Origin of the sequence: Microcella sp., from assembly GCF_025808395.1 — a bacterium.
Classification (GTDB): domain Bacteria; phylum Actinomycetota; class Actinomycetes; order Actinomycetales; family Microbacteriaceae; genus Microcella.
Genome location: NZ_CP075524.1, coordinates 2056651 through 2070197, shown reverse-complemented (window position 1 = coordinate 2070197; position 13547 = coordinate 2056651). Strand labels below are relative to the sequence as shown.

Here is a 13547-nt window from a genome sequence, read left to right as displayed (position 1 = left end):
CGCTCGTCTCGCGGAAGCGCCGTCGCGCCGCAGGAGCGGTCTCGAGCATCCCATGCCGAACACGCGAAGCGTCGCGACCACGCTCGCGACGCGGAAGCGCCATCGCGCCGCAGGAGCGGCGGCGCGATCAACAATGGAGTGGAGCCTAGGAGAATCGAACTCCCGCGACCGCCCCTGACGGTTGCGCGTCGAGCCTGAGCGCGAGCGACAGAGCGGCGGGCAAGGAGTGGAGCCTAGGAGAATCGAACTCCTGACCTCCTGCTTGCAAAGCAGGCGCTCTACCAATTGAGCTAAGGCCCCGTGGCTTCGATTCTACCGAAGCTGTGAAACAGGATGGGGAGTGGGGATACGAGGACTTGAACCTCGGACCTCTTCGTTATCAGCGAAGCGCTCTAACCGCCTGAGCTATATCCCCGGGAGACCGGATACGACTGTACAGCACCCGTCGACCCTCGCCCAATTCGGGCGGGGCGACGCGTCAGTTGTTGGTGAAGCCGACCAGCAGCCCGCCGGTGAGTCGCACGCTCAAGTTGTAGAGCAGTGCGCTGATCGCGCCGATGGCGGTACCGCCGACGATGTTCAGCACCGCGACGATGCTGGCGAAGAACATGACCTGACCGAGCGAGAAGACGCTGGCGAGGCTCGTCGCGTCGTCGCCGATGATGTCAGAGAACACCGAGTCGACCTGTTCGATGACGCCCAATGAGTTGAGCACGATCCAGATGAGCAGGGTGGTGACGAGCAGCAGGATGGCTCCGCAGATGGCGACGAGGAACGACAGCTTCACCGCCGACCAGAAGTCGATGTAGACGAGCTTGAGGCGCACCTGCTTGGTGGGGGCCTGGCGCTGCGACTTGCGTTGCAGCTTCTCGGCGACAGTACTCACTCGTTCTCGTCCTTTCCGACCTCGGCCACTGGTGCTGCCTCGGTGGTGTCTTCGTTCTCTGCATCTGGATCGACCAGGTTGCGCTCGCTGTTGCGGGCGATGGCGATGATGCGGTCGTCATCGTCGGGCCGCGCGAACACGACCCCCATGGTGTCGCGTCCCTTCGCGGGCACCTCGGCCACGGCAGAGCGTACCACCTTGCCGTTTTGCATCACCACGAGCACCTCGTCGTCTTCGGCGACGATCAGCCCACCCGCCAGTGCTCCACGGTCTTCGCTCAGCTTCGCCACCTTGATGCCGAGACCACCGCGCTGCTGCACGCGGTACTGGTCGACCTCGGTGCGCTTCGCGTAGCCGCCTTCGGTGACGACGAAGACGTAGCCGCGCTCACCGACGACCGAGGCAGACAGCAGCTCATCGCCCGCGCGGAACTTCATGCCGGTGACCCCCGACGTCGATCGACCCATGGGGCGAAGGGCCGAGTCGTCTGCCGTGAAGCGCAGCGACATGCCGAGGCGCGAGACGAGCAGGATGTCGTCGGAGTCGTCGGCGAGCATCGCTGAGACGAGACTGTCGCCCTCGCGCAGGTTGATGGCGATGATGCCGCCGGTGCGGTTGGTGTCGTACTCGGTGAGGGCGGTCTTCTTGGTCAGGCCCTTGCGAGTCGCGAGCACCAGGTGCTGAGCGACCGAGTAGTCGCGGATGTCGAGAATCTGCGCGATCTCTTCGTCGGGCTGCAGGGCGAGAAGGTTGGCGACGTGCTGGCCCTTCGCGTCACGCCCGGCCTCGTGAATCTCGTAGGTCTTGAGCCGGTAGACGCGCCCCGTCGTCGTGAAGAAGAGCAGCCAGTGGTGCGTGGTCGTGACGAAGAAGTGCTCGACGACATCATCAGCCCGCAATTGTGCGCCCTTGACGCCCTTGCCACCCCGGTGCTGCGATCGGTAGTTGTCGCTGCGAGTGCGCTTGATGTAGCCGCCGCGCGTGACGGTGACCACCATCTCTTCTTCAGGAATCAGGTCTTCGACGCTCATGTCGCCGTCGAAGCCGAACATGATCTCGGTGCGCCGGTCGTCGCCGAAGCGATCGACGATCTCGGTGAGCTCGTCGCTCACGATCGTGCGCTGCCGTTCTGGGCTCGCCAAGATGGCCTGATAGTCGGCGATGAGCCGTTCGAGCTCGTCGGCCTGGTCTTGAATCTTCTGCCGCTCGAGCGCGGCGAGGCGGCGCAGCTGCAGATTGAGGATGGCCGTCGCCTGCAGCTCGTCGACGTCGAGCAGCTGCATGAGGCCGTCGCGGGCTTCTTCGGTGGTCTGCGAGCGACGGATCAGGGCGATGACCTCGTCGAGAGCATCCAGTGCTTTGAGGTAGCCGCGCAGAATGTGGGCGTCTGCCTCGGCCTTCGCGAGCCGGAACGCCGTGCGTCGAACGATGACCTCGATCTGATGCGCCACCCAATAGGTGATGAATCCGTCGATGGGCAGCGTGCGCGGAACGCCGTCGACGATCGCGAGCATGTTGGCACCGAAGTTGTCTTGCAGCTGCGTGTGCTTGTAGAGGTTGTTGAGCACGACCTTCGCGACCGCATCGCGCTTGAGCACGATGACGAGCCGCTGGCCGGTGCGCCCCGACGACTCATCGCGAATGTCGGCGATGCCGGCCAGTTTTCCCTCTTTGACGAGGTCGGCGATCTTGATCGCGAGGTTGTCGGGGTTGACCTGGTACGGCAGCTCGGTGATGACGAGGCACGTGCGGTTCTGAATCTCTTCGACCGTGACGACGGCGCGCATCGTGATCGATCCGCGGCCGGTTCGGTAGGCGTCGTGAATGCCTTTGACGCCGAGAATCTGCGCCCCAGTCGGAAAGTCGGGGCCTTTGACCCGCTGCAGAATCGCGTCGAGCAGTTCTTCACGATCAGCGTCGGGGTGCTCGAGGTGCCAGAGCGCGGCCGACGCGACCTCACGCAGATTGTGTGGAGGAATATTGGTGGCCATCCCGACGGCGATGCCGACCGAGCCGTTGACGAGCAGGTTCGGAAAACGCGAGGGCAGGATGCTCGGCTCACGCGTGCGGCCGTCGTAGTTGTCTTGGAAGTCGACGGTGTCTTCTTCGATGTCGCGCACCATCTCCATGGCGAGCGGGGCCATCTTGGTCTCGGTGTACCGCGGGGCGGCTGCGCCGTCGTTGCCCGGTGACCCGAAGTTGCCCTGACCGGCGGCGAGGGGGTAGCGCATCGACCACGGCTGCACGAGTCGAACCAGGGCGTCGTAGATCGCCGAGTCTCCGTGCGGGTGGAACTGGCCCATGACGTCGCCGACGACTCGCGAGCACTTCGAGTACGCCTTGTCGGGCCGGTACCCGCCGTCGAACATCGCGTAGAGCACGCGCCGGTGCACCGGCTTGAGCCCGTCTCGCACGTCGGGCAGGGCGCGGCCGACGATGACGCTCATCGCGTAGTCGAGGTACGAGCGCTGCATCTCGAGCTGCAGGTCGACCTGGTTCACGCGGCCGCCTGGCCCGTAGTCGACGGGGTCAACGTCGATGGGCTCGGTGCCGGTCGTGTCGTCTGCCATGAAGAGTTTCCCTTGGTGGTGGTGAGCGGGTCGGTGCTCGACTAGATGTCGAGAAACCGCACGTCTTTGGCGTTCTGCTGAATGAAGGTTCGCCGCGACTCGACGTCTTCACCCATGAGGGTCGAGAACACGCTGTCGGCAATGGCCGCGTCGTCGAGCGTCACCTGCAAGAGGGTGCGCGACTCGGGGTTCATCGTGGTGTCCCAGAGCTCTTGGTGGTTCATCTCGCCGAGGCCCTTGTAGCGCTGCACGCCGTTGTCTTTCGGAATCCTCTTGCCGCCGGCGATGCCCGCCTCGAGCAGGGCGTCGCGCTCACGATCGCTGTAGACGTACTCGTGATCGGCGTTGGTCCACTTCAGGCGGTAGAGCGGTGGCTGCGCGAGGTAGACATAGCCGAGGTCGATGAGGGGGCGCATGTAGCGGAACAGCAGGGTGAGAAGCAGCGTCGTGATGTGCTGACCGTCGACGTCGGCATCGGCCATGAGCACGATCTTGTGGTAGCGAACCTTGTCTGGGTCGAAGTCTTCGCCGATGCCCGCACCGAACGCGGTGATCATCGCCTGCACCTCGGCGTTGCCGAGAGCTCGATCGAGGCGCGCCTTCTCAACGTTCAAGATCTTGCCCCGCAGGGGCAAGATCGCCTGCGTCTCGGGGTTGCGCCCCTGCACCGCCGAGCCGCCGGCCGAGTCGCCCTCGACGATGAAGATCTCGCTCAGCGAAGGGTCTTTCGACTGGCAGTCTTTGAGCTTTCCGGGCATGCCGCCCGACTCGAGGAGGCCCTTGCGTCTGGTCTGCTCGCGCGCCTTGCGCGCGGCGAGTCGAGCAGCTGCCGCCTGCAGTGCTTTGCGGATGACATCTTTCGCCTGCACGGGGTTGCGCTCGAACCAGTCGCCGAGAAACTCGCCGGTGACCTTCTGCACGAACGACTTCGCCTCGGTGTTGCCGAGCTTGGTCTTCGTCTGCCCTTCGAACTGCGGCTCGCCGAGCTTGATCGAGATGACCGCGGTCAAGCCTTCACGCACGTCGTCGCCCGACAGGTTCTCGTCTTTCTCCTTGAGGATGCCCTTCTCGCGCGCGTACTTGTTGACGAGTGTCGTCAGCGCTGCTCGAAAGCCTTCCTCGTGCGTGCCACCCTCGTGCGTGTTGATGGTGTTGGCGTAGGTGTGCACCGACTCCGAGTAGCTCAGAGTCCACTGCATGGCCACTTCGAGGGCGATGCGTCGCTCGGTGTCTTCAGACTCGAACGAGATGATCTCGGGGTGCACAACCTCGATCTTCTTGGCCGAGTTCAAGAACTCGACGTAGTCGACGAGCCCCTTCTCGTAGAGAAACTCTTCGCGGCGCGGTTCTGCCTCGCCGTCGACGGGCCGCTCGTCGGCGATCTCGATGCGCAGCCCCTTGTTGAGAAAGGCCATCTGCTGAAAGCGCGTGCGCAGGGTGTCGTAGTCGAACTCGACGGTCTCGAAGATCTCGTCATTGGGCCAGAAGCTGATCGTGGTGCCCGTCGAGTCTGCTTTCTCTGCCTGCGCGAGAGGGGCATCCGGAACCCCGTTCTGATACGACTGCCGCCAGACGCTGCCCTGTCGGCGAACCTCGACGAGCAGGCGCTTCGAGAGCGCGTTGACAACCGAGCTGCCGACTCCGTGCAGGCCGCCCGAGACGGCGTAGCTGCCGCCGCCGAATTTTCCGCCGGCGTGCAGAATCGTGAGCACGACCTCGACCGTCGACTTCTTCTCGATGGGGTGCTCGTCGACGGGAATGCCGCGACCGTTGTCGACGACGCGCACGCCGCCGTCAGCCAGAAGGGTGACGCTGATCGTGTCGCAGTGCCCGGCGAGGGCTTCGTCGACAGAGTTGTCGACGATCTCGTAGACGAGGTGGTGAAGACCTCGAGGGCCCGTCGAGCCGATGTACATGCCGGGGCGTTTGCGCACCGCCTCGAGCCCCTCGAGTACTTGGATGTCGCCGGCGCCATAGCTGTGCTCGTTGCGAGGGGGTGTAGACGAGGTCGTCATGGAAATGGGGCTCCCGCCGAGGTCGATCGTGGTGGCCGATCACGGGTGCCTGATGGGCCCCCTGCAGCGGGTCCATCCTACCAAGTTAATGCCCCCCAGAGGCGCCAGGCGGTACCTCTGGGGAGATTTCGTGGCTGTGGTGGAGTGATTTGTGATCGCGACGCCCAATGCTCAGCCGTAGGTGTCGCGGGGCCCTCTGCCCGGCACCGAGCGCGGGCCCCGCTTCCAGCTCGGCGCGCCCGGACCGATGAAACGGATGCTCTGCACCTGCGCCTCGGGAAATCGCCGCACGATCGTCGTGAGAATGTCGGCGCGCATGATGCGCAACTGCGTCGCCCATGCCGTCGAGTCGCACTGCACGGTGAGCACTCCCTCGTCGATGCCGGCTGGCTCGCAGTGCGCTGCGACCTCCGGCCCCACGAGCTCGGGCCACGACACGAGCAGCTCGCCCCTCGCGAGCGGAGACGACCAGCCGAGCGATTGAGTCATGCCCTCGAGCACCGCGCCCAGGTCTTCGGGGTCACGGCCCGCACCGAAGGCAGTCGAGTCGCCGGGAAGCCTGATCGCCCGCTTGCGCGCATCAGCAGAGCGCGCACCAGGCTCGCCGAACAGTCGACGCAGCCGCAGGTAGACGGCCACCGCCTCGCTCTCGGGCTCGAGCTCGTCGGCGGGTACGAGGTCATCAGTACCCGGCTCGGTCATGACTCGTCCTGCACGATCGTTCCGGCCACCACCGAGATTCTGCGCGCCGCGAGACGCTCGGGAACATCGGCGCCGACCGCCGCCGTGATGAGCACCTGCTCGAAACCACCCACTGCATCGGCGAGTCTCTCGCGTCGACCCTCGTCGAGTTCGGCGAACACGTCGTCCAGAATGAGCACCGGGTCGCCGGCGACGGCGTTCTCTCTCAGCACTTCGGCAGACGCGAGCTTCAGCGCGAGGGCATACGACCAGCTCTCGCCGTGGCTCGCATAGCCTCGCGCCGGCAGGTCGTTGAGCTCGAGCACGAGATCATCGCGGTGCGGCCCGATCATCGTGACAGCTCGGTCGAGCTCTGCCCGACGATTCTCGATCAATGCCTGGCGAAACCTCTCTGCAACCTGGTCGGCAGAGTCGTCGGCGAGGTCGTCGACCGAGGTCGCGGCCTCATCATCGCCGCGACCGTTGACGCTCAACCGCATGCTCAGTCGCGTGCGGTGCTCGTCGCCCGCCACGGCGGAGTACGCCCGAGCAACGTGCGGCTGCAGGTCGTTGACGAGCGCCGCGCGCGCCATGATGATCTCGGTTCCGAGCGATACGAGCCGGTCATCCCAGACATCGAGAGTGGTCAGCTTGTCGGCTGGCAGTCGCGAGGCGCGGGCTGACTTCAGCAGCGAATTGCGCTGGCGCACGACTCGCTCGTAGTCGGCCATCACTCCGGCGAAGCGAGGCGTCTTCTGCACCACGAGGGAGTCGAGAAAACCTCGCCTCACCGCAGGGTCGCTTCTCACCAGAGCCAGATCTTCAGGAGCGAAGACGACGCTCGAGAAGTAGCGGGGCAGGTCGCGCACCCGCACGGCCGAATGATTGACCTGCGCGCGATTCGGCGACCCTCGATTCAGTTCGATCTCGACGACGATCGCGCGATCGTCGTGGTGAACTCGAGCCCTGATGATCGCCGACTCTGCGCCGAATCTGATGAGTGCCTGATCGGTCGACACCCGGTGCGAGCTCGCGGTGCCGGCGTACGCGATCGCCTCGACCAGATTCGTCTTGCCTTGACCGTTGCGCCCGACGAACAGCACTGCCCCAGGGTCGAGCGCGATCTCGGCATGCTCGTAATTGCGGAAGTCAGCGAGCGTGAGATGCGCGACGTGCACGCGCGTCAGCGCAGCAGCAGGTTCGGCTGCAGCAGGTATCGGTAGTTGTCGTTGCCCGGTTGGTCTTTCGACGACTGGCTCGTGATGAGCACCGGCCCCGGTTTGTTCGGGTTGTCGGTCTTCGTGAAAGAGATGCGCACGAACTCGCTGTGCACAGCCGACAGACCATCGATGAGAAATTGGGGCTTCAGCGAGACCGTCGTGTCGCCGCCGGTGACGTGCGCATCGATCGTCTCAGAGGCCTGCGCATTCTCTGAGCCGATCGCCTCGAGGGTCAGTCCGTCGTCACTGAAGCTGTAGCGCAGCGCAGCGTCTCGCTCGAGCACGAGCTGCACCCGACGGGTCGCTTCGATGAGCTCGGCCGTGTTCATCACCGCGTAGTTGTCGACCGTGTCGGGGAAGAGCCTCTTCACGGGCGGGAAGTTTCCCTTGATGAGCAACGACGTCACCGTCTTCTGGTCGGCAGAGAACGCGATCAGCTCACGGTCGCCCCCCGACACGATGGTCACGGTCACGGTCGAGGCGTGCGAGAAGATCTTGCCGATCTCTGACAGGGTGCGTGACGGCACCAGCGCCGTCACGCCTTCCGCGACCGCGGTCGAATCCCACTCGATCTCGCGGACGGCGACCCGGTATCGGTCTGTCGCGACGAGCGAGAGGGTGTTGTCTCCGATCTCCAGCTGCACACCGGTGATGACAGGAGTCACATCATCTCTCGATGCCGCGACCGAGACTTGTCCGACCGCGTCTGAGAACGCGTCGCCGGGCAGCACGCCGCTGGGCCCGTCGACCGTCGGCAGGCTCGGATACTCTTCGACGGGCATGCTCGAGAGAGTGAAGCGGGCTGAGCCGCACCGAACCGCGATCTTGCCGTCGCTCGTCGAGAACTCGACTGGCGCGTTCGGCAACCGAGAAGCGATGTCTGCGAGCAGACGGCCCGAGACGAGCACGGTTCCGTCTTCGCTGACGTCTGCCGTGATCGACGTCTGCGCCGAGACCTCGTAGTCGAACGACGAGAGGGTCACCGCCCCGCCCTCGGCACGCAGCAGCACTCCGCTGAGAATCGGCAGCGTGGTGCGCTGCGGAAGAAGCTTGACGGCGAACGACACTGCATCGCTGAACACGTCGCGATTGACCTGGAACTTCACGCGGCTCCCTTTCGGTCGATCTTCTCCCGGCACTCGGGCCTTCCATACTGGCACAGCCGGTCTGCGGGTGGTGTTCTGTCTCAGCGGCGACGGCGGTGCTCGAAAGGTTATCCCTCGATGATCATGAAGAGATAGAGAAGAACACCATCATTAACCCCTGTGCACAGTGTGGATAACTGCGGGGGCAGAGAGCGTTCAGGCTGAACTACACGCGTGCAAGTTGTGCACAACGATGCGGAACCTGAAGACGTCGATGCGAACAGCCTCGAGCTCGAGTCGACGACTTTCACACCATCGCCCTCGTCGTCAACAGATCATCCCCATGCGGGCGCAGAGTTATCCACAGGCTGTCCCCAGTGTGCGAAACCCGCACATCGCAAGCCGGTGCTGCGCTGTCGTCAGCTGTAGCGGTGGTTCTGCTTGATGCGGCTGGTCAGTTCGGTGACCTGGTTGTAGATCGACCGTCGTTCTTTCATCAGGTCGCTGATCTTCTTGTTGGCGTACATCACCGTCGTGTGGTCGCGGTTGCCGAAGAGCTGCCCGATCTTCGGCAACGAGAGGTTCGTCAACTCACGACAGAGGTACATGGCGATCTGCCGTGCGGTGGCGACGGCTTGCGACCGCGACGAGCCGTAGAGATCGTCGACGGTGAGCTTGAAGTAGGCGGCCGTGTGATTGATGATGTCGACCGGTGCGATGACGTTGTCCTCGTCGAGCGTGATGAGGTCTTTCAGCACGGTCTGCACGAGCTGCATGTCGACGGGCGTGCGGTTGAGGTTGGCGAATGCGGTCACGCGAATGAGGGTTCCCTCGAGCTCGCGGATGTTGCTCGACACCTTCGAGGCGATGTATTCGAGCACATCATCACGCACCTGCAGCTTGTCGTTCTGAGCCTTCTTGCGCAGAATCGCGATGCGCGTCTCGAGGTCTGGCGCCTGCACATCGGTGATGAGGCCCCACTCGAACCTGCTGCGCATGCGGTCTTCGAAGCCGGTGAGGTGCTTCGGCGGCAGATCGCTCGTGATGACCACTTGCTTGTTGTGATCGTGCAGCGTATTGAATGTGTGGAAGAAGGCCTCTTGGGTCGAGTCTTTGCCCTGCAAGAACTGAATGTCGTCGATGAGCAGAATGTCGATCTCGCGGTATCGAGACTGGAAGAGCGACGCGCGGTTGTTGGCGATCGAGTTGATGAAGTCGTTCGTGAACTCCTCGCTCGACACGTACCGCACGCGGATGCCCGGGTACAGGCTCTCGGCGTAGTGGCCGATGGCGTGCAGCAGGTGGGTCTTGCCCAGGCCTGACTCGCCATAGATGAAGAGCGGGTTGTAGGCCTTGGCGGGTGCTTCGGCGACCGCCACGGCCGCTGCGTGGGCGAACCTGTTCGAACCACCGATGACGAAGTTGTCGAAGCTGTACTTTCCGTTGAGCCGACTGTCTCCTCGTCGACCGGACGCTTCAGTCTGAGCGGCCGGCATCGACTGCTCGATGTAGGGATTGCTGACGTCGAGCGACTCCGGCGCACTCTCGAAGTTCTCATGCTGAATCTCTGGATTGACGACGATGGCGAAGCTCGAGACCGTCTCTCCCGCTATCGAGGTGAGGGCGCTCAGCAGGGGCAGCCGGATGCGCTGCTCGAGCATGCCCCTGGTGAGCTCGTTGGGCACCTCGAGGTACAGAGTCGACGCCATGACGCCGCGCGGTTCGACCAGGTTGATGAAGCCGTACAACTGAGGGGTGATGCGGTCGTCTGCAGTGAGCACAGCCTTCACCGACTCCCAGAGATCGTGCGGAGAATCGGCGTCATCCGGCATAACGCAACTCCTTGACTCGTGTCGGTGCAACAGGGATCGGCCCCGACGGTGTCACGCCGAGAGGCCGTGCGCCTACTGTAGTTCGACCCGGCGCGTCGTTACCAACAGCTTCGGCGAGGCATGTGGATAATGCCCTGCTTGCCCGCACGGTTTGACCCGGGCCTGGTCGCGACCTATTGTTAACCGGTTGACTTCTGCTTGCAGCCGATTCGCGGCCGGCGAGCACACCTGATCCATCGTCGCTGGCCCTCGGGGCCGAGGAGATAGCCATGAGCAAGCGCACCTTCCAGCCGAACAACCGTCGCCGGGCGAAGGTCCACGGTTTCCGTCTGCGCATGCGCACGCGCGCTGGCCGGTCGATCCTCGCCGCACGTCGGCGCAAGGGTCGCACCGAACTCTCGGCCTGATCACGCCTGTGCTCTCGCGGGCACACCGCATCTCGCGGGGTGGTGACGTCACGATGGCGGTTCGACGCGGTCGCCGCACCGTGACTCCCCACGCAGTGCTCTACCGAGTGTCGACCGCAGAGCCGCACCCTCCACGCTTCGCTGTCGTCGTCTCGAAGAAGGTCGGCGGTGCCGTCGTGCGCAATCTGGTGCGCCGTCGCATCCAGTCGATCTGCGCCGGCTCGGCCTCGCTCCTACCCGCGGGCGACCTGGTCGTCGTGAGGGCCCTCCCGGGCAGCCCCGAGGTCTCGTGGGATACCCTGCGCACTGAGATCGGCGACGGACTACGACGGGCGGTGATGGCACGATGACCCATGCTCTCGTCGATGTCGCGCGCATCATCGGGCTGATTCCCCGCAACGCCATCGTGCTCGTCCTTCGCGGTTATCGAGCGGTCATCTCTCCGCTGTACGGCGACGTCTGCCGGTACTACCCCAGCTGCTCTGCCTATGCGCTCGGCTCTGTGCAAGAGCACGGCGTCGCGAAGGGCGGCTGGCTGGCCGCACGGCGCCTCGCTCGCTGCCACCCCTGGGCCGAAGGCGGCATCGACGACTGGCCCGTTCGTGAACACTCCCCCTATCGGCGCACCCGCAGGGGTCTCATCGTGCTCGACAGAAAGGCTTAGACCTCCACATGGACATCATCGGCGCCATCCTCTGGCCCATCAAATGGGTCATCGAGGCGATCCTCGTGGGCTTCCACTGGCTCTTCACGTTCATGGGGCTCGAGAGCGAGGCCGGGCTCACCTGGGTCTTGTCGATCGCCGGTCTCGTCGTCGTGGTGCGCGCAGCGCTCATCCCGGTGTTCGTGCGTCAGATCAAGAACCAGCGCAAGATGCTCGAGATCTCGCCCGACCTCAAGAAGATTCAAGACAAGTACAAGGGCAAGCGAGACCAGTTCTCGCGCGAGGCGATGTCGCGCGAGACCATGGCGCTCTACAAGAAGCACGGCACCAACCCGCTCGCCTCGTGCCTGCCGATCCTCTTGCAGATGCCGATCTTCTTCGGGCTCTTCTCGGTGCTCAACAGCTCGTTCGCCGGTCTCTCGGGTGTCGGCCTGCTCGACGAGCAGCTGTCTCGCGAGTTCGGCACCGCAACGCTGTTCGGCATCGCGCCGCTCGGGGCGACCATGCTCACGTCAGACGGCAACGGCTGGGTGATCTTCATCGCCGCAGTGCTCGTCATTCTCATGACCGCGTCGCAGTTCATCACGCAGCTGCAGATCATGTCGAAGAACCAGAGCCCCGAGATGAAGGCCTCGCCGATGTACAAGCAGCAGCGCATCCTGCTGTACATCCTCCCCCTCGTCTTCCTCTTCTCGGGCGTCGCCTTCCCGCTCGGCGTGATGTTCTACTGGTTCGTCTCGAACCTCTGGACGATGGTGCAGCAGTTCATCGTCATCCGTAACCTGCCCACTCCGGGCAGCGAGGCGGCGCTCGCTCGCGAGGCCCGCCTGGCCAAGCGGCGTCAGCGCCGCGGGCTTCCCGAGATCATCGAGGACGAGCCGGGCAGCCTTGCGGTCGAAGAACCGAAGAAGCCGCAGCGGGTGCAGCCCGTCAGCAAGAACCGAGCGAAGAAGAAGGGCGGTCGGTAGACCATGACCGACACCATCGAGCCCGACGTGGCTCTCGTCGACGAGGGCGATGTCGCAGCGGACTACCTCGAAGCACTGCTCGACATCGCCGACCTCGATGGCGACATCGAGATCGAGACGCGCGCTGGGCGCGTCTATCTGACGGTCGAGGCTGAGGAGCAGGATGCTCTGCGTCTGCTCTCGAAGCCCGACACCGTCACGGCGCTGCAAGAACTCACTCGGCTCGCGGTTCACGCGAAGACGGGAGAGTTCTCTCGCCTCATTCTCGACATCGCGGGTTCTCGCGACGCTCGCGCAGACGAGCTGCAGAAGCTCGTCGACCGCGCAGTGGAGCGCATCGAGGCCGGTGCCGCCTCGGCCGCACTGCCACCGATGTCGAGCTACGAACGCAAGCTGGTTCACGACCTGGTCTCCGAGCGCGGCTTCACGTCAGCGTCGGAGGGTGAGGGCGCCGACCGGCACACCGTCATCCGGCGTGGATGACGAGTCGCGCGATGTTTCACGTGAAACATCGGGCGCTGCGGGGCCGTTGAGCGAGGGCGCTATCGAGCCCGAGCCGGCGTCTGCCGCCGCAGTCTTCGGTGACCGCCTCGACCTCGCCCGGCAGTTCGCGGCCGGCCTCGGTCGGCACGGAGAAGAGCTGGGGCTCATCGGCCCACTCGAGCTGCCGAGACTGTGGTCGAGGCACATCATCAACTGCGGGGTCATCGCACCGTTCCTCGTAGCTGCCGGGCGGGTCGCCGATGTCGGAAGCGGCGCGGGCCTGCCCGGACTCGTGCTCGCGATCGCACGCCCCGATGTCGACTTCGTGCTCATCGAACCGATGGAGCGCCGCACCGACTGGCTCACCGCGGAGTCTGAGCGGCTGGGCCTCGACAATGTGACGGTGCTGCGGGCGCGTGCCGAAGAGGCTGCTTCCGCCGGAGCCTTCGATCAGGTGACGGCCCGGGCGGTGAGCGCGCTGTCGAAGCTCATCCCCCTCACGGCACCCCTCGCACGCGAGGGCGGTGAGCTTATGCTTCTCAAGGGCGCGCGAGTGCATGACGAGATCACTGCGGCGTCGAAGGCCATTCGCCAGTACCGCATTCATGACATCCAGGTGCTCGAAGTGGGCGAAGGGCTCGCGCCAGAAGCCACTCGTCTCTTTCGGGCTACAGTAGGCGGGGCATCCTGACGCGACGCGTCGCCGCTGAGCGGAGACGATGCCGAACGAGCACCA

Annotated in this window: 13 protein-coding genes and 2 tRNA genes; 6 read left to right on the top strand and 9 right to left on the bottom strand. The window is 64.5% G+C overall.

All coding sequences use genetic code 11. The annotated features are described in order from the left end of the window. Nucleotides 1-227 precede the first annotated feature (227 nt). From KIT89_RS10125 to dnaA, 9 genes are all read right to left on the bottom strand, one after another. Nucleotides 228-300: transfer RNA gene (locus tag KIT89_RS10125), tRNA-Ala, on the bottom strand. A 41-nt stretch (nucleotides 301-341) separates the two neighbouring features. Continuing rightward, nucleotides 342-415 (bottom strand) — tRNA-Ile (locus KIT89_RS10120). A 63-nt stretch (nucleotides 416-478) separates the two neighbouring features. After that, nucleotides 479-886: a DUF3566 domain-containing protein gene (locus tag KIT89_RS10115; protein WP_297601089.1), complete on the bottom strand. Its 408-nt coding sequence runs from the start codon at nucleotides 884-886 to the stop codon at nucleotides 479-481. Beyond that, nucleotides 883-3456 carry a DNA gyrase subunit A gene (gene gyrA / locus KIT89_RS10110; protein WP_297601086.1) on the bottom strand — a complete coding sequence of 858 codons (2574 nt, stop codon included), beginning with the start codon at nucleotides 3454-3456 and terminating at the stop codon, nucleotides 883-885. The genes KIT89_RS10115 and gyrA overlap by 4 nt, the downstream gene beginning before the upstream one ends. Before the next feature lie 41 nt (nucleotides 3457-3497). Continuing rightward, the gene (gene gyrB, locus KIT89_RS10105) at nucleotides 3498-5471 is read right to left on the bottom strand and encodes a DNA topoisomerase (ATP-hydrolyzing) subunit B (RefSeq protein WP_297601084.1); all 1974 of its coding nucleotides are present in this window, start codon (nucleotides 5469-5471) and stop codon (nucleotides 3498-3500) included. 171 nt (nucleotides 5472-5642) lie between these two features. Next, nucleotides 5643-6173, bottom strand: coding sequence for a DUF721 domain-containing protein (locus KIT89_RS10100; protein ID WP_297601080.1), 531 nt, complete (start codon nucleotides 6171-6173; stop codon nucleotides 5643-5645). Then, entirely contained in the window at nucleotides 6170-7330 is a 1161-nt protein-coding gene (gene recF / locus KIT89_RS10095; RefSeq protein ID WP_297601078.1) for a DNA replication/repair protein RecF, read from the bottom strand. Before recF ends, KIT89_RS10100 begins: the two co-directional genes overlap by 4 nt. 5 nt (nucleotides 7331-7335) lie before the next feature. Continuing rightward, a complete protein-coding gene (gene dnaN / locus KIT89_RS10090; RefSeq protein WP_297601075.1) occupies nucleotides 7336-8478 on the bottom strand; it encodes a DNA polymerase III subunit beta in 1143 nt (380 codons plus the stop codon). 398 nt (nucleotides 8479-8876) lie between these two features. Then, nucleotides 8877-10289, bottom strand: a complete 1413-nt coding sequence (gene dnaA / locus KIT89_RS10085) for a chromosomal replication initiator protein DnaA (RefSeq protein WP_297601070.1) — start codon at nucleotides 10287-10289, stop codon at nucleotides 8877-8879. A gap of 269 nt (nucleotides 10290-10558) precedes the next feature. Between dnaA and rpmH the strand changes: the two genes are divergently transcribed. The 6 genes from rpmH to rsmG are packed head-to-tail and all read left to right on the top strand — an operon-like array spanning nucleotide 10559 to nucleotide 13502. After that, nucleotides 10559-10696: a 50S ribosomal protein L34 gene (rpmH, locus tag KIT89_RS10080; protein ID WP_055823896.1), complete on the top strand. Its 138-nt coding sequence runs from the start codon at nucleotides 10559-10561 to the stop codon at nucleotides 10694-10696. Nucleotides 10697-10704: 8 nt separating this feature from the next. Continuing rightward, nucleotides 10705-11046, top strand: coding sequence for a ribonuclease P protein component (gene rnpA / locus KIT89_RS10075; RefSeq protein ID WP_297601053.1), 342 nt, complete (start codon nucleotides 10705-10707; stop codon nucleotides 11044-11046). Then, nucleotides 11043-11360, top strand: coding sequence for a membrane protein insertion efficiency factor YidD (yidD, locus tag KIT89_RS10070; protein WP_297601050.1), 318 nt, complete (start codon nucleotides 11043-11045; stop codon nucleotides 11358-11360). The genes rnpA and yidD overlap by 4 nt, the downstream gene beginning before the upstream one ends. Before the next feature lie 8 nt (nucleotides 11361-11368). Next, nucleotides 11369-12328, top strand: a complete 960-nt coding sequence (yidC, locus tag KIT89_RS10065) for a membrane protein insertase YidC (protein WP_297601047.1) — start codon at nucleotides 11369-11371, stop codon at nucleotides 12326-12328. Between the two features lie 3 nt (nucleotides 12329-12331). Then, nucleotides 12332-12811 carry a R3H domain-containing nucleic acid-binding protein gene (locus tag KIT89_RS10060; RefSeq protein WP_297601045.1) on the top strand — a complete coding sequence of 160 codons (480 nt, stop codon included), beginning with the start codon at nucleotides 12332-12334 and terminating at the stop codon, nucleotides 12809-12811. Between the two features lie 46 nt (nucleotides 12812-12857). Continuing rightward, nucleotides 12858-13502 (top strand): 16S rRNA (guanine(527)-N(7))-methyltransferase RsmG, encoded by a 645-nt coding sequence (gene rsmG, locus KIT89_RS10055; RefSeq protein WP_297603954.1) that lies wholly within the window; start codon nucleotides 12858-12860, stop codon nucleotides 13500-13502. Nucleotides 13503-13547: the final 45 nt, after the last annotated feature.